At 63.3% G+C, this 26,062-nt stretch carries 15 protein-coding genes; 12 read left to right on the top strand and 3 right to left on the bottom strand.

What is annotated here, in order from left to right; translation table 11 throughout:
- Positions 1 to 41 precede the first annotated feature (41 nt).
- Both NTZ43_01460 and NTZ43_01455 read right to left on the bottom strand, forming a co-directional pair.
- On the bottom strand, positions 42 to 1,715 hold the full coding sequence (locus NTZ43_01460; protein MCX5765879.1) for a protein kinase: 1,674 nt from the start codon (positions 1,713 to 1,715) through the stop codon (positions 42 to 44).
- A gap of 29 nt (positions 1,716 to 1,744) precedes the next feature.
- Positions 1,745 to 2,728, bottom strand: a complete 984-nt coding sequence (locus tag NTZ43_01455) for an FHA domain-containing protein (GenBank protein ID MCX5765878.1) — start codon at positions 2,726 to 2,728, stop codon at positions 1,745 to 1,747.
- Positions 2,729 to 2,880: 152 nt separating this feature from the next.
- Between NTZ43_01455 and NTZ43_01450 the strand changes: the two genes are divergently transcribed.
- The 7 genes from NTZ43_01450 (at position 2,881) to NTZ43_01420 (ending at position 15,016) form a co-directional block, all read left to right on the top strand.
- The gene (locus tag NTZ43_01450) at positions 2,881 to 4,746 is read left to right on the top strand and encodes an N-acetylmuramoyl-L-alanine amidase (GenBank protein MCX5765877.1); all 1,866 of its coding nucleotides are present in this window, start codon (positions 2,881 to 2,883) and stop codon (positions 4,744 to 4,746) included.
- Positions 4,743 to 7,805: a hypothetical protein gene (locus NTZ43_01445; GenBank protein MCX5765876.1), complete on the top strand. Its 3,063-nt coding sequence runs from the start codon at positions 4,743 to 4,745 to the stop codon at positions 7,803 to 7,805. Before NTZ43_01450 ends, NTZ43_01445 begins: the two co-directional genes overlap by 4 nt.
- Positions 7,806 to 7,852: 47 nt before the next feature.
- A complete protein-coding gene (locus NTZ43_01440) occupies positions 7,853 to 8,347 on the top strand; it encodes a gamma carbonic anhydrase family protein (GenBank protein ID MCX5765875.1) in 495 nt (164 codons plus the stop codon).
- Positions 8,348 to 8,480: 133 nt separating this feature from the next.
- The gene (locus NTZ43_01435) at positions 8,481 to 10,274 is read left to right on the top strand and encodes an ATP-binding protein (GenBank protein ID MCX5765874.1); all 1,794 of its coding nucleotides are present in this window, start codon (positions 8,481 to 8,483) and stop codon (positions 10,272 to 10,274) included.
- 46 nt (positions 10,275 to 10,320) lie between these two features.
- Entirely contained in the window at positions 10,321 to 10,722 is a 402-nt protein-coding gene (locus NTZ43_01430) for a carboxypeptidase-like regulatory domain-containing protein (GenBank protein MCX5765873.1), read from the top strand.
- 544 nt (positions 10,723 to 11,266) lie between these two features.
- Positions 11,267 to 13,774 (top strand): vitamin B12-dependent ribonucleotide reductase, encoded by a 2,508-nt coding sequence (locus tag NTZ43_01425; GenBank protein ID MCX5765872.1) that lies wholly within the window; start codon positions 11,267 to 11,269, stop codon positions 13,772 to 13,774.
- A 261-nt stretch (positions 13,775 to 14,035) separates the two neighbouring features.
- Entirely contained in the window at positions 14,036 to 15,016 is a 981-nt protein-coding gene (locus NTZ43_01420) for a glycoside hydrolase family 5 protein (protein ID MCX5765871.1), read from the top strand.
- A gap of 55 nt (positions 15,017 to 15,071) precedes the next feature.
- Here the strand turns inward: NTZ43_01420 and NTZ43_01415 are convergent, their stop codons facing one another.
- Positions 15,072 to 18,194, bottom strand: coding sequence for a PAS domain S-box protein (locus tag NTZ43_01415; GenBank protein ID MCX5765870.1), 3,123 nt, complete (start codon positions 18,192 to 18,194; stop codon positions 15,072 to 15,074).
- Between the two features lie 376 nt (positions 18,195 to 18,570).
- Here NTZ43_01415 and NTZ43_01410 point away from each other — a divergent pair, with 376 nt between their 5' ends.
- From NTZ43_01410 to NTZ43_01390, 5 genes are all read left to right on the top strand, one after another.
- On the top strand, positions 18,571 to 19,398 hold the full coding sequence (locus tag NTZ43_01410; GenBank protein MCX5765869.1) for a FadR/GntR family transcriptional regulator: 828 nt from the start codon (positions 18,571 to 18,573) through the stop codon (positions 19,396 to 19,398).
- 32 nt (positions 19,399 to 19,430) lie between these two features.
- A complete protein-coding gene (locus NTZ43_01405) occupies positions 19,431 to 21,065 on the top strand; it encodes a glycerol-3-phosphate dehydrogenase/oxidase (protein MCX5765868.1) in 1,635 nt (544 codons plus the stop codon).
- Positions 21,066 to 21,085: 20 nt separating this feature from the next.
- The gene (locus NTZ43_01400) at positions 21,086 to 22,792 is read left to right on the top strand and encodes an FAD-binding oxidoreductase (protein MCX5765867.1); all 1,707 of its coding nucleotides are present in this window, start codon (positions 21,086 to 21,088) and stop codon (positions 22,790 to 22,792) included.
- A gap of 42 nt (positions 22,793 to 22,834) precedes the next feature.
- Complete coding sequence (locus NTZ43_01395; protein MCX5765866.1) at positions 22,835 to 24,397, top strand: FGGY-family carbohydrate kinase; 1,563 nt, start codon at positions 22,835 to 22,837, stop codon at positions 24,395 to 24,397.
- A 124-nt stretch (positions 24,398 to 24,521) separates the two neighbouring features.
- Complete coding sequence (locus tag NTZ43_01390; protein ID MCX5765865.1) at positions 24,522 to 26,039, top strand: sulfatase; 1,518 nt, start codon at positions 24,522 to 24,524, stop codon at positions 26,037 to 26,039.
- Positions 26,040 to 26,062: the final 23 nt, after the last annotated feature.

Below are 26,062 nucleotides of genomic sequence, written 5' to 3'. Positions count from 1 at the left end.
AGCGCGAGCGAACGCGCCCCCAGTCTGGAAGCGCGAACCGGCTACGGTTTGCAGAGATCACTCGCCACCACAGACTTCGCGGCGGGCAGGTCGTCGTTCGTGAGCCCGCTGGCGATGGCCTGTTGCGCCGAGCGACAGGTGCGTTTGTCCTCGAGGACCGCGTATGCCATTGACTGTACCCAATACGCGAGCCCCTTGGTTGAACCATTGGCGGCCGGCAACACACGCGAGACGTCGTCGAGGGCTTCACGGGCCTCAGCAGCACTTCCCCCTTCCGCGAATCTCTTGCTCCAACGAGCGAGCAGCTGTTGCGGTTCCGCCGCGGCCGACGCCCCACTATTCGTACGGGGCACAGTGGCGCCGGGATTCGTCGGCGCCGGGCTCGTGCCTGGGGCGCCGCCTGCCGCCGGTTTGGCGCCTGAGCCGGCTGGGGCGGGAGCCCCCTGTGACGGCACCGCCGCCTCCGAACTGACCGGTGCCGGGCTCGCCTTGGTTTCGGTCGCACCACTCGCCGCTGGCGACGCGGGCCCACGCATCATCACCACCGCCACGGCAATCGCCGCCACGAGCACGCCGCCACCAACGAGCAGCGGCAGTTGGCTCTTCGTGTTTGTTGCCGTCGGAGCGGGCGCCGCACTGGCCGCGTCACTGGCACCTCCGGCGGGCTGTTGCGCCACGCGCGTCTTGGGCACGGTGGCCGCCGCAACTGTTTTAGCCGCCCCCATCACTAGCGTGCTCTCACTCGCGGCGAGCGTACCCGGCATCTGCGATACCGCTTTGACAATGTCACGCCCAAACTCGGCGGCCTGCTGATACCGATCCACGGCGTCGCGCGCGAGCGCTTTGTCCATCACCGTCTGCAGTGCCGCGGGCCACGCCACACCGGGCTTCATGTCCGTGAGCGTCTTGGGTTCGTCGGTGAGGCGCATGATCATCGCCTCCTGCGCCGAGTTGCTTGGAAAAGGCAACGTCCCCGTCAAACAGTTGAACGCCACCAGCCCGAGCGAATAAATGTCGCTCCGCCCGTCGAGCGTGTCGCCGGCGAGCTGCTCCGGACTCATATACTCTGGCGTCCCCACTACGAGTCCGGTCCGCGTCACCTTCTGCGCATCGCTCGCGCTCGCCTTGGCAATGCCAAAGTCCACCACCTTCACCACGTCGGCGCCTTCGCGCCCCTTGGCGATCATGATGTTGTCGGGCTTCAGGTCGCGGTGCACAATGCCATGATCGTGCGCTGCCGCGAGCGCATCGGCGGCCTGATGAATGATGGCCGCCGCGCGCGGCGCGGGGAGTGATCCGGTTTTTGCGATGAGACTCGTGAGCGACTCGCCCTCAATGAACTCCATCGCCAGGTAAATCAGCCCGTCGGCTGTTTCGCCAAAGTCATAAATGCCGCAGACGTTGGGATGATTGAGCCGGCTCGCGTTGGCGGCCTCGCGATTGAAACGCGCAATTGCATCGGGATCCTGATTCATCCCGGGGTTCATCACCTTGAGCGCGGCCTTACGCCCCATCTTTACATGCTCGGCGAGATACACCGTGCCCATGCCACCTTCGCCCAGTTTGCGAAGGATGTGATACCGCTCAGCGACCACCGTCCCAAGGAGATCGCCGAGCGGATTGCTGGAGCGCAGCGCGGTGCCGTCGCGGGGACAGAACCGTTCGGAGAGTGGATACTCCGTGCTGCAGGTGGGGCAGATTTTCTGATCGCTCACCGGCCGGCCGTCCCGTTACGAAAGTTCACTCAGAGGCTCTCCACCCGGATCGTCTGGTCGCCAACCAAAAAGCGCTGTCCTACTTTCAGTGTTTTTTCGCCGCGCACCGCCACGGCAATGCCGTTGCGACTGCCGTCGTCGAGCACAATGAACTCGAGATCTTCACTGCGCACTTCGGCGTGCTGGCCGCTCATGGTCAGATCGTACGGAAAGACCCAATCGCCCGCGTCGCGGCCAATCTTCACGCTGCGGCCGGGGGAGAGATGGCAAATGTCGCGCGCACTGCCGTCGGCGCGCAGCTGTGCGAGCACCGCCACATCTGCACTCGGTGTGAGCGAACCGAGGCGCCGCGTACGGTCGGCTTCTGCCGGATGTGGGCCAGGGTAGCCGAGCCGACGAAAGCGCAGGAGTTGCGAGCCCACGAGAATCGTGTCGCCATCCTGCAGGCGATAGGGCCCGTCAATAAAGAGCCAGGTCCCGTTGCGTGAGCCGAGGTCGCGCAGAAAGAGCTGACCGGCACGGAGCGACAGTTGCGCGTGCACCGGGGAGAGAAACACATCGGAGGCAAAGCGCACGTCAGCCTCGGTGCGGCCCAAGGTGGCGTCGGCGGTGGCGAGGGTAATGGTTTGCGTCACCTCTCCGTTGTCGCCGAGCACGCTGAGTTTGGCGCCGCCCCCGGTGGCGGCGGCGCTGAACGCGGCGGTGCCGCTCGCACGAGCTGGCGCGGCCGCGCCGTCGAGGCGCGCACCGCAGCGTGGGCAGAACGGAAACTCGGGGTCCACCATGGCCGAGCAACTCGGACATTGCTTTTGCGCCACAGGCGGTTTGGGCGTGCCTGTGGCGCGCGGCATACGGGCCGTGGACTCCGGTTCGGCGAGCGGAGTCCGGCGGCTTTCCATAAGGCTGGCCACCGAAATCACGCGGGCGCCGCCCGTGACGATTGGCTTACCGCAGTCAATGCAAAACCGCGACGCCTCGTCGTTTTCTCGGCCACAAAACCCGCATGGAATCACGGTGCCTGCTCTCCCTAGGGGCGCCGGACTGGGCGGCGCAACGGCGCGGCGCATCGGCGCGGCGCAAAGACGGTCATTTCGCTCGCTATTGGCGAATATAGGCCGACGCTTGGGTGGTGGCTAGGCGAGTGCGCGCATTATGATTGTTGCCTATGCGCCGTGCTCTGTCACGCTTCTCATTGGCGATCGTGTTGGCGTCCGCGTGTACGCGCGCGCCGGCTCCGCTGACTACGCCTGTTCCGGCCTCGCCTCCGCAGGCCGCGGCGCCCGTCGCGAAAGCCGCGGCGAATCCGCCTGCCGCACCACCCGCCATTCCGCCCGTCCCTTTTGTGGATGGCCCGCTGGCCATTCATGTGGTGAGTCCGTCGCGCACGGAGCTTATGCCGCGCGTGGATTCCACTTTCATTTTTGGATCGGTCGGTTCGGGAGCTGCGCGCCTCACGATCAACGGTGTGCCGGTGACCGTGCACCCGAATGGCGCGTTCTTGGCGTACCTGCCGCTCCCCAAGGGCGACGCACCGGCCTACGACCTCAACGCTGTGCGCGGCACCGACAGCGTGGCGCAGCATCTCCCGATTCGCCTGCGCGCCGCGCCGATGCCGCTGCCTGATACCGGACGCCTCGTGGTGGACGCCGCGAGCGTTGCTCCTGCCGGCGTGCTCGCGCTTCGCGGCGACGAACTGGTGCGCGTGTCACTCCGTGCGCCAGCCAACGCCTCGGTAAACCTCCGCACGGCGGACGGGAACAGCGTCGTGATGCGCCACGGCACCGGCGTCACCTGGAGTGCCGACGTACCAGCGCTCGAATTCGCGCGCGCCGGCACCGTGGTCGTGCGCCGCGGGCGTGACTCTCTAACCGTGCGAACGGGAGCTGTGACGGTGAGCGATGCGCTACCGCGCCGGTGGGGTGAACTGGTTGCCGCGAGTGACGCCGCCGGCAGCGACACCGATCGCGTGGTGGTGCTCAAGCCAGTCGCCGGTGGTACCTACAAATGGTTTATCGTGCCCGGCACCGTGGTAGAAATCACCGGACAGCGCGGTGACCAACTCCGCGTGCGCCTCGACTCGCAGCTCGAAGCCTGGGTGGGCGACAAAGAAATCAAATCGCTCCCCGAGGGCACGCCGGTGCCGCGTCGCGTGGCCGGCAATGCGCGCGTGACCACCGGCGACGGCTGGAGCGACCTCCGCATTCCCATGGGCGAACGCCCCGCGCATCAGGTAACACCGCAGCGCGACGCGCTCGTGCTCACGCTCTACGGCACCGTTGCCAATACTGACATTGTCAATCTCGCCACCGCCGACCCCGCTATTCGCGACGTGACGTGGGAGCAAGTCGCCAGCGATCGTGCGCGCTTTACGGTGCATCTGCGCGGCGCGCCCTATGGCTACCTCGTGTTCTGGGATCGCAATGCGCTCGTCGTTCGCGTGCGCCACACGCCGCGCGTGAATGCCGCGCGCCCGCTACAGGGCCGCACCATTGCCGTGGACGCGGGCCATCCGCCAGCGGGCTCCACCGGTCCCACCGGCTTATACGAAGGTGACGCCACGCTCCGCGTAGCCGAGCAACTCAAGCCGATGCTCGAAGCCCTTGGCGCCACCGTGCTGATGACGCGCACCACGCGCGCACCCGTGGCACTCGCCGAACGCCCCGTGATGGCGCGCCGCGCCAACGCCGATGCCTTTGTGAGCATTCACCTGAATGCGTATGCCGAAGGGGCGAATCCATTTCGCACCACCGGCACCGGCACCTTCTTTTTTGTGGATCAGTCCGAGCCACTCGCGCGCGCCATTCAGCGCGGGCTCGTGCGTCACATGGGACTCCGCGACCTCGGCATCAACTACGACAACCTCGCCGTGGTACGCGGCACCTGGATGCCCTCGGTACTGTGCGAAGGATTGTTTGTGATCATTCCGGAACACGAGGCCGCGTTGCGCACCGTGGCATTTCAGCAACGCTACGCGCGCGGCATTGCCGACGGACTCCTCGAATACTTTGGCACGTTAGGAGTTGACCGATGAAGGTGCGCATCGCTCTCGCGGCGCTGCTCGGCACGCTGCTGTTGCCGCGCGCCGCTGCCGCGCAGCTCGACCCCAGTCAGCACTGGCGCACGATCACCACCACGCACTTCCGCGTGCACTTCACCAACGGGCTCGACTCCGTGGCGCACCGCGCCGCCGGCTCCGCCGAACGCGCCTACGCGCGCCTCGCCACCGAACTCGTGGAACCGCGCGGGCCCGTGGAGCTCGTGCTCGCCGACAACTACGACATCTCCAACGGCTCGGCCAATGTTTTTCCGAGCAATCGCATTATTGTGTATGCGCGTCCCACCATTGATGCGTCGTCGCTGCGCTTTCTCGACGACTGGATTGATCTCGCGGTGAGCCACGAGCTCACGCACATCTTTCATTTGGATCGCTCCGCCGGCTGGTGGCGGCTCGCGCAGCGGATTGTTGGACGCGCACCGACGGTCTTCCCAGGGCTCTACACCCCCAACTGGATTGATGAAGGGATTGCCGTCTACTACGAAACGCGCCTCACTGGCGCCGGCCGCATTGCGGGCACCGATCACGAAGCAATTGTGGAGGCGGCCGCACTCGACAACACGCTACCGCGCCTGCACGCCCTCAGCGCCGCCTCCGGCGCGTGGCCGCTTGGCAACAATGTGTACGTGTACGGCTCGCTCTTTCTCGATCAATTCGCCAAGTCCCACGGCGCCGCCAATATGCGCGCCTTTGTGGACGGCACCGCCGGCCGCACGCTCCCATTCTTGCTCAACACCAATGCGCGCGCCGCCTTTGGCGTGAGCTTTCACGACGCCTATCGCGCCTGGACCGACTCGCTACGCGCGGCCGCGTTGCGCGTCGGCGCGTCAGGTGGCGCATCGGGTGGCGCATCGGGTGGTGCGCCGGGTGGTGCGTCGGGCGGCACCTCGAACGCCAGCACCACCATCACCGACGTCAGCACCCGCGGCTGGACCAACCAGCATATCCGCTGGCTCGACGCCGACCACCTCGTATACGCCAGCGCCGACCCACGCGATGTAGGCGCCCTGCGCCAACTCAACGTAAAAACCGGCGCCACCACCTTCCTCGCGCGCCGCAACTCCCTCGATGTCACCACGCCACTCGCCGGCGGCGCTCGGCTCTTTACCCAACTCGATTTTGCCGACGCCTACTCACTGCGCAGCGATCTCTACCTCGAGCGCAACGGCGTCACCACGCAACTCACCAATGGCGCACGCCTCACACAGGTGGATGTGCGCGCCGCATCGGGCGGCGCCGCGTCGAAGGCCGCATCAGGCGGCACCGCGTCGAATGCCGCGGCTCGAGGCGACGCGCCGAACACCACCGCACCGCTCACCGCAGTAGCCGTCAAACTCGCACCAGGCGCCAGTCGCCTCGTGCGCTTCACCATCGTTGGCGACAGCATCGCAGAACTGGTGCCCCTCACCGGCGCGAGTCTCGACACTATTTGGAGTGAGCCGCGCTGGTCGCACGACGGCACCCGCATTGCCGCATCCCGCTGGCGCCGCGGCGGCTATGCCGACATCGTCGTGCTCGACGCCGCCACTGGCCGCCTGCTCCACACACTCGGCGGCACGCGCGCCGTGGTGGCCGCCCCCAGTTGGAGTGCGGGCGACAGTGCCATCTTTTTTACGAGCGATCGTACGGGGCGCAGTGCGCTGTACCGCGCCAACGTGGCCACCGGCGCACTCGTGCGCGTAGCCGAAGCGCGCACCGCGCTCGCCGAGAGCGAGTTGAGCCCCGACGGCACACGCCTCGCCACCACGCGGCTTCGCGGCGACGGCCTGCACATCGCGCTCACCAACGTAAGCAATGGCGTCCCCGCCGACTCCACGAGTGTACTCGCGCCATCGCGCGCCGACCCACTCGTGGTGGCCGGCGGAGCCGCGCAGGACTACAGTGCGTGGCGCACACTGCTTCCTACCTATTGGCTCCCCGCGCTGCAACAGACGGACGACGGAAAACTGCAGGCCGGGCTGATCACCGGCGGCAACGATGTTATCTCGCGGCACGCGTGGAACGTGCAAGCGCTCTACAGCACCGCGCACAAAGAGCCGAGCGGCGACGCTTCGTATAGTTATGCCGGACTCGGCAATCCGCTGCTGGGCCTGAGCACGTCGGAGTCATGGGATCACTTTGATTTGTTCAGCAAGAAAGTGCTCGTGGGGACGCTGGCGCGGCGGCGCGTCTTTGCCGATGCCGCCGTCACGTTTATTCGCCCCACGGTGCGCACCAATTCCAATCTCTCGGTTGGCGCCGAACTCGAGTGGCGCGATTACCGCACGGAGCCCGTCGCCCTGTATCAATCGCTCGCGCCAGGCTTTCGGCGCAGCTATACCTACCCCGCGTTCTTTGTGAGCGCCGGCTTTAGCAATGTGAAATTTCCCACGCTCGCCGTGAGCTACGAGGACGGCATTCAAATCGCCGCCTCCGTAAAAAATCGCTGGCGCTCCGACTCCGCGAGCGGCACGCGCAGCACCACGGTGGTTGGGGTGTTCAGCGGCTTCAAAGCATTTGATGTGGGCGCGTACGCGCATCACGTGCTCGCGGTGCGCGTGGCCGCTGCCACCGAGGACGCCACGGCGCCGAGTGAACTGAAGGCCGGCGGCACGAGCGGTGGCACGCTCTCGCTGATTCCTGGTGTCACGCTGGGTGACGGCCGCCGCACCTTTGCCGTGCGCGGTTTTCCGGACGGTGCGCAGCGCGGCAATCGCGCGGTGGCGGCGTCGGTCGAGTATCGCTTTCCGCTGGCGCTCCCCGGGAGCGGGGTAGGGAGCACGCCACTCTTTCTGCGCGGCCTGAGTGGGCTCTTCTATTATGATGCCGGCGCCGCCTGGTGCCCGGCGGGCACTCCAGTGAGTGCCGCCTGCTCGGTAGGCGCCACCGCGCAGCGCTGGATGACCAGTGTGGGCGGCGAGTTGGATCTCGACGCGGCCATTGAGTACGACGTGCCGTACCGTTTTCGGTTCGGGGTGGCGGTCCCTACCGCGCACCGTGAGTTTGCTCGCACGGTCAATGCGAGTCTGTTCTTTGCGCTCGGGCTATCGTTCTAGCGGTTGGCTACGCCGCGACGGCCTGTTCCTCTTTGCGAGTTCATTATATGAAGCCCACCGTTCCGCCCTCCGCCTTTATTCACGACACGGCGGTTGTTATTGGCCGCGTCACGCTCGGTGAGCGCGCGAGCGTGTGGCCCACGGCCGTGCTCCGCGGCGACATTGACGCCATTGTGATTGGCGACGACACCAACGTGCAGGACGGCGCCGTGCTGCACTGCGACGAAGGGCTCCCCTGCACGGTGGGCGCACGGGTCACGGTGGGGCACCGCGCGGTGGTCCATGGCTGCACCGTGGAGGACGACTGCCTCATTGGAATTGGGGCGATTGTGCTCAACCGGGCGGTGATCGGGCGAGGGAGCATGGTGGGGGCTGGGGCCGTGGTCGCGGAAGGAACGGTCGTGCCCCCCGGCAGTCTCGTCCTCGGTGTACCCGGCAAAATCCGGCCGCTGACCCCAGAGCAGGCCGCGCGCATCGGGCACGGATATGCTTCCTATGTATCAATGGCGCAACGACATAGGCTCGGAGAGTTCGAAAGGTAGTGTACAAAAACGCGACAGCGTACAGTAGTTGGTCGCGTTGGCCTGCCTTTTGCAAAGTATGTGGTCGGAAACGCCTGCAACCTCCGTCACCGAACGAGTGACGGCGGGAAGCGGCCAATCGGTCCGACCAGCCATGAAGAACGATTCAGCACTGTCGCCCACTGCCTCGACCTTTGCGCGCGTGCTCGGCGTGATGCTCGTCGTTGAGATTGGCATCATGCTGCTACTCGGCGCTTTGCCGCCGATGCCAGAGTACGTGCAGGCAATCGTCGATGCCGCGCTGCTGACGGTCATTGCGGGTCCGCTGGTCTGGCGCATCGTTGCCGGCCCGTTGCGTCAGGCGACGCGCGCCGAGCAGTATCGACTCGAGGCGCGCACGAGCGGCATTCTGATGGCGGCGGCCGACGGCCTCGTGGTAGCGGACGTGAGCGGACGCATCACCGTGTTCAATGCCGCGGCGGAGCAGCTCTTTGGCTTTACGGCGCGTGAAGTGATTGGCAAGAAGTTGAGCGTGCTGGTGCCCACGGAGCATGCGGCGGCGCTGGAAACGTTTGTGCGGCAGTTCACGCTGGCGCGCGACTCGGACGAGCGAAAGCTGTCGCAGCGCGACCGCGCGCCGGTGCGTCGCAAGGGCGGCGATCTGTTTGTGGCGGATATGTCGTTTGCGCGTTTCTCCGATGAAACTGGTACGCTGTTGGTGGTGACGGTGCGCGACGCGACGTCGCGTGTGCGTCTGGAGCATGAGTTGGTGGTGGCCAAGGAGCAGGCCGAAGCGGGCGTGCGGGCCAAGGACACCTTCCTCTCGCACGTGAGCAGCCAGATTCGGACGCCGGCGAACGCGATGATTGGCATGAGCGGCATGTTGCTCGATACCGCGCTCGACGCCGAACAGCACGACATCGCCGAGAATGTGCGCAATAACGGACAACAGCTGCTTGCGATTCTTAACGACATTTTGGATTTCGCCAAAATCGAAAACGGCCAGCTCGCGCTGGAGACGCAGGAGTTCCAGGTGCGCGAAGTGATTGCCTCGGCGATCGACTTTGTGAGCGACCGTGCCCTCGCCAAGGGGCTGCGCTTGACCTGCCGCGTGTCGGACGATGTGCCGGTGAGTGTGTTGGCCGACGCGTCGCGTGTGCGTCAGGTGGTGGCGAACCTCGTGGAGAACGCGGTGAAGTACACGCGCGATGGCGACGTGAGTGTGGTGGTGAGCGCGAGCCGCCCGTCCACGGGCCGCGCGTTGCTGCAGGTGAGCGTGACCGATTCGGGCGAGGGCGTAACGCGCGACAACATGGAAGCGCTCTTCCTGCCGTTTGGTGCGGCGCTGCGCGGTGGCGTGCGTCGTCGTGGCGGCACGGGGCTCGGGTTGGCCATCAGTAAGCGGTTGTCGGAGTTGATGGGTGGCGAGTTGTGGGTGGACAGCGCCGCGCGAAAAGGATCGACCTTCACCTTTACGCTCCCCGCCGAGATTGGCGCGATGTCGCAGCCGCGCGAGACGGTGTTGAGCGCGATCGACACGAAGATGGGGGCCAAGTATCCGTTGCACATTCTGATTGCCGACGACAACCCCGTGAACGCCAAGGTGGCGCAGCACATTCTTGAACGGATGGGCTACCGTCCCGACGTCGTGGCGGATGGTGTGGAAGCGTATGTGAATGCCGGCCGTCAGAAATACGATGTGATTTTGATGGACGTGCAGATGCCGACGATGGATGGGTTGGAAGCGACGCGTCGCATTCGGCAGTTGCCCAAGGGCGCGGGGCTCGACGTGCGCATTGTGGCCATGACCGGCGGCACGCTCGACGGCAACCGTACGGCGGCGCTGGATGCCGGGATGAATGATTTCTTGGCCAAGCCGCTGCGCGTGGAAGAGTTGCAGGAGACGTTGATTCGCGCGGCCGAGATGCGGATGTTTGCGGCGGCGTAAGGTGGGTCGGGCTCCTGCGGTGTGGCGTCGGGTATAAGTTGGAGTGATGCGCTCAGGAGCCCGTGTGCGGTTGGCAGCTGTTGTGATGGCAGGAGCGGTCGTGGCCGGTGCCGCGACCGCGTGTGGCAAGCGCGACGTCACGCCGCCCGGCGTGGTGTGCGCGCTGTATGCGGCCGCCGGTTTGAATGTGACGGTGACCGATTCGGTGAGTGGTGCGCCGGTGAGTGGCGCGACGGTGGTGGCCGTTGGGCGCAATGGCGCGCGCAACGATTCCACCATTACGGGGAGCGGCGGGACGGCCGCGCTCTTGTATGAGGCGCCTGGCTCATTTGATGTGACCGTGCGGTTGACCGGTTACACGACGTGGAGCCGCGCCGGCATTGCGATCGCCAAGGATGTGTGCCACGTGATCCCGGTGTCGCTCGGGGCGAGGCTGCAGCGTCCCTAGCCGGTCTATGGCTGGGCGCGCTGTGCACGGCGCCATGATTCCCGCCGGCGACTTCCCGATACGCCGTTGTTTCATTTGGTATCGTTACGCGACCAAATGCCGCGCGTCGTAATAGCAGACGTGCGAGCGAGCAAGGGACTAGCGTGGCGGTCCGGGAAAGTGTACCATACTCCCCCCGCAATAATGTGCTTTTTTCTGCTGGGTCTTCGGTATGGGGTGGTTAGCCGTAAGTGATTGAAATACGAACAGTTAGCTAAGGACTGTTCACCCGATCTTCGGGTGGCGTGCTACTGTGCTGATACTGTCTGGTATTGAGTCAGTGATCGGGGTGCTGGGTGGGATGTTTATCCACAGCTTTGTCACCGATTCGTGATGTTCATTTTTCAAGCTGTTGTTCTACATGGGGTTAGTTGCTTATGGCGTGGTTTCACGACCCGTCCTAGCTTCCTTCCCCTCGACGCCCTGAGTCGAAACTGGCTGGGTCTATCTAGTCAGGCTTCGATCGCCGCTCAGGTTCGCTCATAACTTTTGGGAGATGTTCGCAATGCCGCTGCCGGTTACCCCCCCGTCGACGCCCGCCACGCTGTCTCAGAACGCCCGCACGGTGCTCGAGAAGCGGTATCTCGTCAAGGACAAGACTGGCCGTTCGGTGGAGACACCGGAGGATATGTTCTGGCGTGTGGCGACTGTCGTGGCTGAGGCGGATCGTCGCTATGGGGCGAGCGACGAGGCGGTCAACAAGATTGCGAATCAATTCTATGAATTGATGACGCAGCGTCGCTTTGAGCCGAACTCGCCCACGCTGATGAACGCGGGGCGTCCGCTCGGCCAGCTGTCGGCCTGCTTTGTGTTGCCGGTGGGCGATGCGTTGAGCAATGGTCGCGACGGCATTTACGACACGCTGCGTTCGATGGCGCTCATTCACCAGAGCGGCGGCGGCACGGGGTTCAGCTTCTCGCGTCTGCGCGGCAAGGGCTCGATGGTGCGTTCCACCACCGGCGTGGCGAGCGGCCCGGTGAGCTTCATGAATCTGTATGACGCCAGCACCGACGCCGTAAAGCAGGGTGGCACGCGTCGTGGCGCGAACATGGGCATTCTCCGTGTCGATCACCCGGACGTGCTCGAGTTCATCGCGTGCAAAGAAGACCTCACCAAGGTCGTGAACTTTAATATCTCCGTTGGCATCACCGACGCCTTCATGCGCGCGCTCGAGGCCAACGCCGAGTATGACCTCATCGATCCGGGCACCAAGCAGGTGGTGGGGAGCCTCAAGGCGAACGATGTGTGGGACAAGATGATCCTGGGCGCTTGGCGGACGGGCGAGCCGGGGGTGTTCTTCATTGACGAAGCCAATCGCTACAACCCGGTGCCGCACCTCGGTGCCTACGAAGCCACCAACCCCTGCGGTGAGCAGCCGTTGCTCCCGTACGATGTGTGCAACCTTGGGTCGGTGAACATCGGCAACTACGTCGAGCATGGCGCGATGAACTGGAATGCCCTCGCGGCAGACATCCATCTCAGCTCGCACTTCCTCGACAACATCATTGATGTCAACAAGTATCCGCTTCCGGAAATCGACGCCCTCGCCAAGCGCATTCGTCGCATTGGCATTGGCGTGATGGGTTTTGCCGACGCGCTTATTCGCCTCGGCATTGCGTACGACACGCCGGAAGGGGTGGCGTTCGGTAAGCAGGTGATGGAGTTCTTGGATGTGGAAGGGAAGAAGGAGAGCGAGCGGTTGGCCAAGGAGCGCGGCGCCTTCCCAGAGTGGGCGCAGAGCATCTGGGGTCCCGACAACTCCTGCGCGCGTGATGAGTCGGGCGCCCGCATTCGCCCGATGCAGATGTTGCGTAACTGCAACGTCACGACCGTTGCTCCTACTGGAACGATCTCGATCATCGCGGGGTGCTCGTCGGGGCTCGAGCCGCTCTTCGCTGTGGCCTTTATGCGCAATCAGGCCGGCGTGATGATGCCGGATGTGAATGAAGATTTCGTGGCCATTGCCAAGAGCGAAGGCTGGTACAGCACGGACCTCATGGAGCGCATTGCCAAGACGGGCCACGTGAACCACGCCGAAGTGCCGGCCAAGTGGCAGCGCGTGTTCGTCACCGCCAATGCGATTGCTCCGGAATGGCATATCAAAATGCAGGCGGCGTTCCAGGAACACTGCGACAGCGCCATCAGCAAGACCACGAACTTTGCGCACACGGCCACGCAGGACGACGTGCGCGCGATCTATGAAATGGCCTGGAAGGCCAACTGTAAGGGTGTCACGGTGTACCGCGACGGTTCGCGTGACGGCCAGGTGCTCAGCACCGGCGCCACCGAGACGGCCAAGGCCGAGCGTGTGGGCGGCGCGGCTGGCGCGGAGAGCAAGCGTGAGATTGGCGAACTCGCCGGTCAGCTCGCAGAAGCGGCGGCGGAGAACGATCGTCTGAAGAAGCTGTTGTTCGACGCCGAGGCGGAGAACTTGCAGCGTCGTCAGAAGCGCTCGCGCCCCGACCTCCTGCGCGGCACCACCATTCGGAAGCAGACCCCGCTCGGCGTGATGTTTGTGAACATCACCGAAGACGAGAAGGGGCAGCCCTTTGAAGTGTTCATCTCGCTCGGCAAGGCCGGCGGCAGTGCCATGGCCGACGCGGAAGCACTCGGTCGCTTGCTCTCGCTCGGACTGCGCTCGGGGATTCCGATGTCGGAAATCCACCGTCAGCTGCGCGGCATTTCGTCGGATCGCGCGGTTGGGCTCGGACCGAACAAGATTCTCTCCATGCCGGACGCCGTTGGCTTGGCCATTGAAGAGTGGCAGCGCGCCAAGCAGGGTGTGCAGCAGGAGTTGCTCGCGGCGCCGTCTAACTCGCCGTCTGCTGATTCGTCGGTGTCACAGCCGGTGCTCTCGCGTCAGGTGACGGGCGCGTTGCAGCAGGAGGCGATGTTTGAGTCGGTGAACAGTGGCGATGCCTTTATTGGCACCTGCCCGGACTGCGGCTCGCAGTTGGAGTTTGCTGAAGGGTGCGTAAAGTGCCATGTGTGTGGCTTCAGCGAGTGCGGCTGAGTTCTCAATAGGTACGCTCCGATCTATCAGCACATCAGTCGGTTTGGCTTAGCGTAGTAGTGTCGGTGCTATATCGTACACGAGCAAGCGGACATCACCACTCTGTGATGTCCGCTTGTTTCGTTTTGCTTGATTGCCCCGTGGCAGCGGTGGCGCCATACTTCGTTGGTGCAGCACAACACTCGTGCGTCGTTGGTTCTCGCCGTTTCGGTCTCTCTCGCATTGTTGGCGTGCGCTGGCGCTCACACTCCGACGGAGGCTGTGTCCGGGAGCAGTAGCAGCCCCGACGCTGCCGCAGTCGCGCGGTCGCTTGGGCGCGGTGTGAACTTCGGCAATATTCTCGACGCGCCGAACGAAGGGGTGTGGGGGGTCTCCCTGACAGAGGATCTCTTTGATGCCGTTCGTACGGTGGGCGCTGCGACGATCCGGCTGCCTGTGCGTTGGAGCAACCACGCATTAGCGAGGAGCCCGTACACGATTGACGCGGCCTTTTTTGCCCGCGTGGACTATGCGGTGGCCGCGGCACGTGCGCGTGGGTTGCACATCGTCATCGACATGCACCACCACCACCAACTCGACGGCGACGCGCTGGATCCGGGAGAGTTCGCGGTTGACAGTGCGGTGCTGGAGGAGCGGTTCGTCGCGATGTGGCAGCAGATTGCGACGCGCTATCGCGACCAGCCCGCTGCCGTGCTCTTTGAGGTATACAACGAACCGCACGGGCTGCTGACCAACGATCGTTGGAACGTGCTCCTCGCCAAAACGTTGGCCGTCGTGCGAGCGATTGACCCGACGCGATACGTCGTGGTCGGCCCAGGTAAATGGAACCACGCCGGTTCGCTGGCGAGCCTCGTGCTCCCTGCCACGGACCAGCGACTCATCGTGACGATTCACAACTACGAGCCCTTTGCGTTTACGCATCAGGGCGCGGCGTGGGTCGGGCTGGCCGACAGTCCCGTGGTCACCTGCTGTACGGTGGCGCAACTCGCGCAGATGACGGCACCGCTCGACATCGCCGTGGCATGGCGGACCAGCTCGGGCCGACCACTCTGGGTTGGCGAGTTCGGCTCTTACGAGAAGGGCCCGTACGCGTCGCGGGTTACGTATTCGCGCGCCTCGCGGGATGCGATGGAAGCGCGCGGCATGACGTGGGCCTACTGGGAACTCGCCAGTGGATTTGGTATTTACAGCCACCCGACCGGTGCGTGGAAGACGGAGCTACGCGACGCACTCTTTCAGTAGACGCACGGCAGGGTACGAATCGCGACCGTCAGTGAGGCAGCGTTGTTGTCAGGCGCTACGCGCGATCCAGCAGCTTCCGCACTTTCGCTTCCAAGGCTCCGGGAGCGAACGGTTTTTCGATAAAGTCCACCTCGTCCATCTCTACGCCACGGCCGCCGAGCACGCCGGCCGCGAATCCGGACATCAAGATTACGGGGAGCGTGGGGTTCGTGGACCGAAGCGTGGTGGCGAGCACGCGGCCATTCATGCCGGGCATGACCACGTCCGTCAGGAGGAGGTCGATTTCACCGACGCGCTCCTCTGCCACGCGAATGGCTTCGGCACCGCTCTCCGCCGCGAGCACGCGGTATCCCTGCCGTTGGAGCGTCGCGACGACGATCCGTCGCACCGCGGCCTCGTTCTCCACCACCAGGATGGTTTCGGTGTTGTGCTGCACGGCGACCGAGCGTGCGTCTTGTAGCGTAGCGGCTGATCCGTCATGCCGTGGCAGGTAAATATCGAATGTGGTGCCGTGCCCTCTTTCACTGGCGACTGTAATGAAGCCGTGGTTCTGACGGACGGCGCCGTATACCGTTGCTAATCCTAGGCCGGTGCCTGTCCCCACATCTTTTGTCGAGAAGAAGGGTTCGAATATGTGGGCTAGGGTGGAGGCATCCATCCCGTGTCCTGTGTCACGCACGGAAAGCCGCACGTACTCACCCGGATCTGCGTCGGCGTGCGCGGCGCAGAAGTGCTCGTCGATGACCACGTTGGCGGTGGCGATCGTCACGGTGCCGACGTCGGCGATGGCGTGTCGTGCGTTGACGCACAGATTGGCTAATATCTGGTCCAGTTGGGAGGAATCCATCTTAATGATCCACAGTTCCTCTCCCAGCTCCCATCGGAGAAGGATGTCCTCGCCGATCAGCCGTTGGAGGATGCTGGTTGTCCGAGGCACGACCACGTTGAGGTCAAGGGCGGCGGGCGCGATGGTTTGTTTGCGCGCGTAGCTCAGGAGTTTTCGGGTGAGGTCGGCGGAGCGAGTGGCGGCGCTCTGAATATCGAGGAGATCGCTATGGAGCGGGTGCGCTGGATCGACACGGCTGCTGGCCAGTTCGACTGTTCCGAGGATGACGGCCAGCATGTTATTGAAATCGTGGGCAATGCCGCCGGCTAAGAGGCCAATGGACTCCAAACGTTGGGCCTGCTGCAGCTTGGCCTGGAGGAGCGCGGCGCCCGCCTCTGCCTGTTTTCGTTCGGTGATGTCGACGACGAACGCGTGGAGCACGGGGCGCTGGAGTGTTTTCACAAGGCTGCTGTAAACCCACACATCACGCACGGTGCCATTCGCGAGGCGGTGCTGCATTTCGAAATCGGACCCTCCAGACCGCGCGGCTGCATCGAGTCTCTCCTTCTGCTCGGCGGCGCCGCGCATGGTGAGGTCGGTGAGCGGAAGCCCGATCAGCGCGTGAAGCGGATACCCATAGAAATCCGCTGCCGCAGGATTGGCGGCGATGATGCGCCCCGTCGACTGATCGACGAGGAGTTGTACGGCGTGACTCGTCTCAAAAATACCAGCGTAGAACCCTGCGGATTCCTGCGCCTCGGCCTGGGCTTGTTTGCGCTTGCTGATGTCTTGTAGCAACGCGATCAAGTAGTCCACCGACCCGTCGGGGAGCCGCACGCAGCGGACGGAGAGATCCACTGGCAAGAGTATTCCGTCCTTACGGACAAAGCGTTTCTCAATCGAGTAGTCTTCGATTTCTCCACGCAACACTTGTTTAAAGTGTGTCTCATCGAGGGCCAGGTCTGGGGGATAGGTGAGATCCGCCCAGGTCAGACTCTCCAGCTCGGTGCGACTGCGGCCGAGCATGGTGCAGAGGTGGTCGTTGACTTCGAGCCACCCTTTGGTGGGCGAGGTGATGCAGATACCAACGAGTGGAAGCTGGAACCAATTGCGGAGCCTCGTTTCGCGCTCCAACAGCACGCGCTGCGCCTGTTTGCGTTCCGTGATGTCGTTGAAGACGATAGAGACACCGAACCCATCGACGGGAATTGGTATGGCGGAGGTGAGGATCCAGCGCACCTCACCGTCGGGACGGATGATTCCCATCTCGATGTCGTCGATCGGCTGTTGCTCGCGGAGCGCACGGACACTCGCGAATTCCGCTGAGAGCATGGGCGTTCCATCGGGGCGAATGATCATCCACTCAGGCGCGTCAAGCGATCGCGCGACGGTATCGGAATGACTCAAGCCTAGAATGTTCACGGCGGTGCGGTTCGCTTCTATGATCTGACCTGCGCTGTCGGTCAGCACCACGCCAGTGACCGGCAGATTTTCGATGACGGTGCGCAGTTTGAGTTCGCTGTAATGCAGCGCTTGCTCCGCCCGTTTGCGATCGCTGATGTCGCGCATGATCGCGGTGAAGCAAGGTCCGCTCGGTCCGTCCCACGTGGAGAGCGAGAGTTCGATGGGGATCTCGACGCCGTCGTGGCGTAGCGCGGCGAGTTCCACGACTCGCCCAACGACGTGGCGCGCGCCTCCAGCACGGACTCGGGCGAGGCCCGCACGGTGCTGCTTCCGGAACCGTTCAGGGATGAGGAACGAGAAGGGTTTTCCCAGCATCTCCGCTTCGGAGCGGCCGAAGGTGATTTCGGCGGCATTGTTCCAGCCAATGACATCGCCATCGAGGTCCATGGAGATGATGGCATCGGAGGCGGCCCTCGCAAAGCCACGGTCGTGCGCTTCGCGAATGTGCCGTTCCTCCTCCGCCAGCTTACGCTCGGTAATGTCGAGGCAGAGCCCGATCATGCGAAGGGGGGTACCGTCGTGGTCGTACACGCCCGATCCCACGACGTTGATCCACCGGTCGCTGCCGTCCGGCAGCACGACGCGATAGTCGCAGATGAGTGCGGTGTGGGTACTGAGGGCTATCGCTAAACTCCGCTCCGTCTGTTCCGCATCATCGGGATGGAGGATACTACGCCACGCTTTGAAAGAGGCGTCATCCCCATCGGGGAGGATGCCGAAAAGCTCGAAGAGCTCCGGCGACCAGGTGAGCGCACCGGTGGGGACATCCCAGCTCCAGCTGCCGGCCATGGCGTGTGGACGCGCGGGGGCCGGCCGCGGCGAGGTCATCGGGCGATGCTCGGCGGCGCCCGATGCGGGGCGATCAGCTTTTTTGATGCGGGGCGGCATCCGGACTCCCCCTCACTCGGAACGGGGATCTTCAGCGCATGCCCTCTCTCGGCATAGTGGCAAGGGCGATGCCTGCTGGGAATCCGGCGCGGCTCGTGACACGAGAAAGGGATAGTGTATAATATGCCCCTCACTTGCGCCATTAATCCAGTAATCAGAATAGAATGGACAGAATGTCCTGCTTGGTCACCCTCCGTTCGGCGTGGCGGTCAACAACCGCAGCAGGGGTTGTTATGCCGAAACGCCCCATCGGACGGCGTCCGCGACGAGCCATGCCCGTGGTCCGAGGACTCTTGACCGCTCGGCTCCCATTCCGTACTAATTGGTTGGACCATCCGTTCACTCGACCACCTGCCTCTCAGGATGCGACTGCTCTATGCGTGCCACCCCGCGTGCGTTGCGTCCCCTGACCAAGACCCGGCTCCATGAGGAAATCATGGAGCAGATCAAGGACCGCATTATCAGCGGTGACCTGCCACCCGGCGCGGCGCTGCCGCCGGAGCGGGTATTGGCCGAACAGCTGGGGGTGAATCGCACCACCGTGCGCGAGGCGTTGCATAAGCTCGAGAGTATGGGGCTGATTGAGATCAAACACGGCAGTGGTGTGTTTGTGCGCAACTACCTCGAGAGCGGCGGACTCGAACTGGCGCGGCACCTCCTGGTGCTCGATGGTCAGGCGAATATGCCGGTGTTCATGAATCTGCATCAGTTGCGCCGGCTCCTGCTGCCGGAGATGAGCGCTGATGCTGCCGCGCACCGGAGTGCGCGCGATCTCGATGAGCTGCAAGACACCGTCTTTGCGCACGACGACATGCCGCTCGCCGAGCGCGATTGGCGAGTGCACAACATTATTGCGCGGGCGAGTGGTAATGTGCTCGCCGTGCTGTTGATCAATGCCTTTACGCAGTTCACGCGCGATGCGATTGAGCCCTACTTCATCGATGAGGCCAATCGGCGTCGCTCGATGAAATTTCACCGCGATATTTGCGCGGCTATCGAAAAGCAGGATGGGTCTAAGGCGAGGCGCGTGATGGCGGAGGTGCTGGCGTTTGCTGAGGTCCAGTCGCTCAAGGCGATTGAGCCGCAGCCGAAGTCGAAGGCGAAGTTGACGCCGAAGCTGAAGGCGAAGGCGAAGTTGACGCCGAAGCCGAAGCTGCCGTCGAAGATGACGCCGAAGGCGAAGTCGACGCGGCGCGCGACATGACGGGCGTCGCGCGCGGGAGCATCGGCTAATCCATGGAGCGGTTCGTTGAGCGGGAAACAGTCGGGGCGTACGACCTCGTGATCGTCGGTGGTGGGATCACCGGCGCCGCGGTCGCGTACGATGCGGCGTTGCGGGGGCTCTCGGTGGCGCTGGTGGAACGTCAGGATTTTGGGGGCGCCACGTCGGCAGCCACGTCCAAACTCATTCATGGCGGCTCGCGCTACCTCGCCAACTATGAGTTTGGCTTAGTGCGCGAATCGCTCCGTGAGCGAAAGACGCTCTCGAACATCGCGCCGAACTTTGTGTATCCGCAGCCGGTACTGGTGCCGCTCTACGACGATCGGCCCGACTCCGAACGCTGGAAGATCAAAGTGGGGATGTTTCTGTACGATCTGTTGTCGTACGATAAGCGCTCCACGTGGGACCGCCGTAAGCGGTTACCCAACCACAAAATGCTCAGCGTGCCGGACGTGCAGCGGCTCGCGCCGGAGATCGACGGGCGCGGGCTACACGGGGGCACGGTCTTTTACGACTGTCAGAGTCTCTGCCCCGAGCGACTGACGCTGGCCTTTGTGCGGTCAGCGGTGCGCGCCGGGGCGCACGTGGCGAACTACACCCAGGTTGACGGCTTTCTGCGCGCTGAGGGGAATCGTGTGGAAGGGGTGCGGGTGCGCGATCTGATTTATGGTCGTGAGCTTGAGATTCGCGCGAAGCTCGTGGTGAACTGCACCGGCCCTTGGGCCGACATCCTGCTGAACACCGTCACCGATGGCAGTAGCGTCAGCACGAAGGTGCGCTGCTCCGAGGGGATTCACCTCATCACGCGCGCGCTGGTGGGTGAGCATATGGTGGCCTGTTCGTCGCGGCGGGGGAATCCGGTGTTCCTCATTCCGTGGCGCGGGCATACGCTCATCGGCCTCACGGACAGTGCGTACCACGGCAATCCGGACGACTACACGGTGACGCGAGCGGCGATCGACGAACTGCTCACCGACGTCAGCGACAGGCTGGCCACGCCACTCCGCTACGAAGATGTGGTGTACGCCTATGGTGGCCTCCGCCCACTGGTGGATGACTCGCAGCGCGGCACGCGGCAGTCGTCGCGCAAATATGAAATCTGCGACAACGCCGAGCAAGGGATTGAGGGGTTGATTACGGTGGTGGGTGGCAAGTACACCACCAGTCGCAATCTTGCGGAGCAGGTGCTCCAGACGGTTTCGAAAAAACTCGGCCGTTCGTTGGGCGAATGCAGAACTGCGCACCGATATCTGGATGGCTGCAAGATTGAGAACATGGACCGCTTTCTCGCCGACGTGGCTCGTACGCCAGGCGGTTTTGCGGCGAGCACGCTCGACTGGCTCGGACGGCACTACGGCAACGACGTTCAGCAGGTGCTCGATTTAGCGCGTCACGACGCGGCGCTGGCCGAACCGCTCAACGCCGATGGTGAGATTGCGGCGCAAGTTGTTTACGCGGTGCGCAAGGAGATGGCGCACACCCTGCTCGACGTGCTGCTCCGCCGCACGGGGCTCGGCACCCTCGGGTACCCGGGGGACGATGTGACGAGCCGAGTGGCGGCGCTGATGGCGCGCGAGCTTGGGTGGGATGACGCGCGCCGAGTGCAGGAGATGACGTTGGCAAAGGAAGCGCTGCGGGTGCCGCAATGACCGATCACCGGAGAGTGCCGTTGAAAGACAGCGGAGCGTTCCAGCCCGACTGGAGAGAGGATGTGCCCGCTGCGGGCTCCTACCGGTCGATCTTCAAGTACGATCCCAAGCAGTTCAAGCACCCCAACACGGCGTGGTTTGAACTGTTCAAGAGCGAATTCGGAATGACGGATGACGACTTCCGTGTGCGTCAGCCCGGCGGCGACGAGCCGGTGCGTGTTGAGCAGCCGATTACGTTGACGGCGGCGCAGATTGCCGACTTTCGCGCGATGGTCGGCGAGGAAAATGTTGCGATGGACGACTACAGCCGTGTGAAGTTCAGTCACGGCAAGTCGCTCGACGAAAACCTCAGCTTACGCCACAATATTGTGCGCAAGGTGCCCGATCTCGTGTTGCATCCGCGGAACAAAGCGGACGTGCAGCAAATTGTCGCGTACTGCCACACGCATCGCATTGCCATCATCACCTTTGGCGCGGGCTCCGGTGTGGTACTCGGCACACAGGCCGACCGAGGTGGTGTGGCGGTGGTGATGCGCACGCATATGAATAAGATCGTGGCGATTAACGAACTCAATAAGACGTGCGTGGTGCAGCCCGGAATGATGGGGCCCGACTACGAAGCCGCGCTCAATGCCGCACCTGAGCGGTTCGGTACGCGCGTGCCGTACACGGGTGGGCATTTTCCGCAGTCTTTTGAGCTCGCCTCGGTGGGCGGATGGGTGGCGGCGTTGGGATCGGGGCAGGCATCCACCTACTACGGCGATGCCTACGACATTGTGCACAGTCAGGAGTACGTGACCCCCGCTGGCACAATCAAGACGAGCGATATCCCTGGCACGGCGACTGGCCCCAAGGTGAACGACATTCTCAAGGGCAACGAAGGAGCGTTTGGGATTCTGGTGGAAGTCACGATGAAGATCTTTCATCATCGGCCGGAGAATCGGCAGCGCTTTGCATTTATGTTCCCCTCGTGGGAAAGCGCGGTCACTGCGACGCGGCAGATGGTGCAGGGAGAGTTCGGCATGCCGGCGGTGCTGCGGATTTCGGACCCTGAAGAAACCGAGAATGGGCTCAAACTCAAAGGGTTTAGTGGCGGGTGGCTCGACCGCTACCTTCGGTTTCGCGGCATGCAGCCGATGCAACGTTGTTTGTGTATTGGAACGGTCGAAGGGGAGCGCGGCTTCGCGGTGCATGTGCGACAGCAGGCGGCGCGCATTGCACGAGCCAACGGGGCAATCTCCCTCACGAGCTACGCCACCAAGCAGTGGGAGCATGGCCGCTATTCCGACGTGCATCTGCGCGACGATCTGCTCGACTACGGCATCATCATTGATACACTCGAGACCGGTGTGAGTTGGGACAACGTGCATCATCTGCACCGGAGCGTGCGTGAGTTTGTAAAGGCGCGGCCGGGCACCTGCTGCTTGACACACGCCTCGCACTTTTATCCTGAGGGGACGAACCTCTATTTCATCTTTATGATGAAGCCCAAGAATGAACAGGAGTTCTTTAAGTTCCGCTCCGGCGTGGTGAGCAAGATTGTGGAGCACGGGGGCTCGGTGAGTCATCACCACGGTGTGGGGCGGCTCTTTGCGCCCTGGATGGAGCAGCACCTTGGCAAGGCGCAGGTGGACGTGTTGCGGGCTCTAAAGCGGCACTTTGATCCGCACAACGTTATGAATCCTGGCGGCACGTTGAGCCTCGATTCGCTCGACCCCACGGTGTAGCCGCGTGATTGTCGACAGGTGCCATCGCAACGCGAGGGGCGAATGAAAGACGCCACGGGCAAGCTGATTCTCTCGATTGACGTGGGCACGCAGTCGGTGCGCGCGGCGCTGGTGGATTTGCAGGGCGGCGTGCATCGCTTGGTGAAGCAGGCGATTGAGCCCTACTTCTCCGCGAAGCCGGGGTGGGCGGAGCAGGATCCCGAACTGTATTGGAGCACGTTGTGTGCGGTGTGCCACGAGGTGTTGGCGGAGCAGAGCGTCCGTGAGCGGGTGGTGGCGGTGACGCTCACCACGCAACGCATGACGCTGATTAGTGTGGACCGCGAGGGAAAGCCGCTGCGACCAGCAATAGTCTGGCTCGATACGCGCAAGGCGGACGCGAGCAAGGTGATTCCGCCGGTGCTGGTGCCGCTGTTGAAGGCGGCGGGGCTGCATCGGTTTGTGGAGTTTGCGGCGCGCTATTCGCGGTCCAACTGGCTGCGGCAGAACGAGCCCGAGCTGTGGAAGCAGACACACAAGTTTCTCTTTCTTTCCGGCTATCTCACCCATCGGCTCACGGGGGAGTTTCGTGATTCGGTGGGGAGCGTCATTGGGGCCGTACCATTTGATGTGCGCCGCGGCGGTTGGGCGGGGCGGTGGGACCTCAAGTGGAAGCTCTTCCCTGTGGAAGTGGAGAAGCTGCCCGAGTTAGTGCAGCCCAGCGAGTCGCTGGGTGCAGTTCACGAGGCGGCGGCCGCGGCCAGTGGCATTCCGGTGGGGTTGCCCTTGATAGCCGCCTCCAATGACAAGGCGTGCGACATTCTTGGCGCGGGCTGTATGACGCCAGATCAAGGGTGCATCAGCTTTGGGACGACGGCCACGATCAATACGCAAAACGAGAAATACGTAGAGCTGCGCCCGCTACTGCCGCCATATCCATCGGCGATTCCCGGCCAGTTCTATTCCGAGGTTGGCGTGGTGCGTGGCCTGTGGATGGTGTCGTGGTTCAAGGAAGAGTTTGGGTTGCAGGAGCGGCTTCAGGCACGCGAGCAGGATGTGGCACCCGAAGAGCTGATGGAGAAACTGCTGCAAGCCGTACCGGCCGGTAGCATGGGGTTGATGTGTCAGCCGCACTGGACGCCAGGGCCGGAGCATAGCGCGAACGCCAAGGGTGCAGTGATAGGCTTTGGCGATGTGCACACGCGCGCGCATCTGTATCGCTCAATTATCGAAGGGCTCGCGTACGCGCTCAAGGAAGGCGCGGAGCTGACGCAGAAGAAGAACCGTGTGGCGATCACGGAGATTCGTGCCACCGGTGGCGGCTCCAAGAGCGACGCAATTATGCAAATCACGGCCGACGTCTTTGGGCTCCCCGTGCGGCGGCCGCACACAAGTGAGACCTCGGTGCTCGGCGCGGCCATTATTGCCGCGGTGGGGATGAAATTGTATCCCGACTTCAATACGGCGGTCGGCGCGATGACCCGTGTGCGCGAGCTCTTTATGCCGATTCCGAAAAACCAGGCGATTTACGAGCAGTTGTACCGCAAGGTGTATCTCACGATGTATAAGCAGTTACTCCCGATGTACCACGAGATTCAGGCGATTACGGGGTATCCCGAGTCGTAGACGTTTTGTGATGCTCGGTGGGCTTGGGGAATCTCAGCTTGTTGGATCTCACGTCGTACTGTGGCGGGCGGTTCCCCGCGGCTCCATACTTTATCACGTTGGATTGAACCTTTACCAATCAGTCATGTCCCCCATCTCTCGCAGAAACTTCCTTGGCGGCGTCGCGGTTGGCGGCGTAGGCCTCGCGGCAGGCAGCTGCTATTTCATGAAAGAGAAGCCGGTGCCCTTTCCGGCGAAGCGCGCGATTGGGGACATCGTCGGGCTCGACCCTGCCTTCACGGGGCGGCCGCCCAATGTGATTCTCGTCAACTGCGACGACCTCGGCTACGGCGATCTCGGCTGCTACGGCAGCGGGGCAGTGAAGACGCCAAACATCGATGCGATGGCGGCGCAGGGCGTGCGCTTCACCGACTTTCACGCCTGCGACTCGGTGTGCACACCGTCGCGCGCGGGACTGCTCACGGGACGTTACCCCAAGCGGATGCGGCTCGATTTTCCGCTGATGCCGAGTACGACGAGTCTCAAGATCAAGCTGCTGAATCAACTCGGCTTTGTGACCGGCGCCGTCGGTCTCATGGACATGGATTCAGAGGTCGGCGCTGAAGGGCTCGATGCCTTTGAGGTGACGATTGGCGAAGCGCTGCAGCGGCGTGGCTATCGCACGGCCATGATCGGCAAGTGGCACCTCGGCGATTTCAAAACGGCGCCGCGCTTTCATCCGCTGGAGCATGGCTTCCAGAGTTTCTATGGCGTGCCGCACAGCAATGACATGAGCCCGTTTCCGTTGTACCGAGACCGCGAGACGATTGAAGCCGATATCACCGACCGTACCAAGTTGACGCGCCTCTACACGGATGAGGCGGTGAAGATTGTGGAGAGCAGCAAGGACACGCCGTTCTTCTTGTATTTGGCGCACACGTATCCGCACCGTCCGCTTGCGGCGTCGGCGCAGTTCAAGGATACGTCAGACGGCGGACTCTATGGCGACTCTATTCAGGAGATTGACTGGAACTTTGGTCGCTTGATGGAGACGCTCAAGAAGAGTGGGCAGGACAAGAACACGATCATTCTTTTTACGAGCGACAACGGCCCGTGGTATGACGGGAGCCCCGCCGGATTCCGCGGACGGAAGGGACAGAGTTTTGAAGGTGGGCATCGTGTGCCGATGATCATGCGCTGGGACGGCGTAATTCCGCGTGGCCAGGTGTGCGACACGCTGGCGATGAATATTGATGTATTTCCGACGCTACTCTCGCTGGCGGGAATTCACACGCCGTCGGACCGCACGATTGACGGTGTGTCATTGGTGAATCAGATGAAGCATCCCGCCGAGCCTGCGGCGCCGCGCGAGTTGTATTTTTATCATCAGGGAACGCTCGAGGGCATGCGGGCGGGCGACTGGAAGTTCATTCGGAAAGTCAATCACTATGTGTGGCCGATGCCGGTGAACCAGAAGCTCGGATGGTTGGCGCGGCAGACCACCGGTCCACTTCCGCTCTTGTTTAATCTGAAGACCGACCCTGGCGAAGCCTACAATCTCGCGGGGCGGTATCCCGACAAGGTGCGCGATTACCATGCCACGATGGCGCGGTGGGAGGACAGTTTGAAGCGCAATCTGTTCGGGCTCGCCACGACTTCATGACAACGGGAGGCAACGGCGTGGAG

The sequence above is a fragment of the Gemmatimonadota bacterium genome (assembly GCA_026387915.1).
Lineage (GTDB): Bacteria > Gemmatimonadota > Gemmatimonadetes > Gemmatimonadales > Gemmatimonadaceae > Fen-1231.
Note: the sequence above shows the minus strand (reverse complement) of the source record. Positions and strands in the feature narration are given on the sequence as shown.

Coding starts and splice junctions, on each gene's coding strand:
- NTZ43_01450 (MCX5765877.1), top strand. CDS start 2,881: ATGCGCCGTGCTCTGTCACGCTTCTCATTGGCGATCGTGTTGGCGTCC.
- NTZ43_01445 (MCX5765876.1), top strand. CDS start 4,743: ATGAAGGTGCGCATCGCTCTCGCGGCGCTGCTCGGCACGCTGCTGTTG.
- NTZ43_01440 (MCX5765875.1), top strand. CDS start 7,853: ATGAAGCCCACCGTTCCGCCCTCCGCCTTTATTCACGACACGGCGGTT.
- NTZ43_01435 (MCX5765874.1), top strand. CDS start 8,481: ATGAAGAACGATTCAGCACTGTCGCCCACTGCCTCGACCTTTGCGCGC.
- NTZ43_01430 (MCX5765873.1), top strand. CDS start 10,321: ATGCGCTCAGGAGCCCGTGTGCGGTTGGCAGCTGTTGTGATGGCAGGA.
- NTZ43_01425 (MCX5765872.1), top strand. CDS start 11,267: ATGCCGCTGCCGGTTACCCCCCCGTCGACGCCCGCCACGCTGTCTCAG.
- NTZ43_01415 (MCX5765870.1), bottom strand. CDS start 18,194: ATGCCGCCCCGCATCAAAAAAGCTGATCGCCCCGCATCGGGCGCCGCC.
- NTZ43_01410 (MCX5765869.1), top strand. CDS start 18,571: ATGCGTGCCACCCCGCGTGCGTTGCGTCCCCTGACCAAGACCCGGCTC.
- NTZ43_01405 (MCX5765868.1), top strand. CDS start 19,431: ATGGAGCGGTTCGTTGAGCGGGAAACAGTCGGGGCGTACGACCTCGTG.
- NTZ43_01395 (MCX5765866.1), top strand. CDS start 22,835: ATGAAAGACGCCACGGGCAAGCTGATTCTCTCGATTGACGTGGGCACG.
- NTZ43_01390 (MCX5765865.1), top strand. CDS start 24,522: ATGTCCCCCATCTCTCGCAGAAACTTCCTTGGCGGCGTCGCGGTTGGC.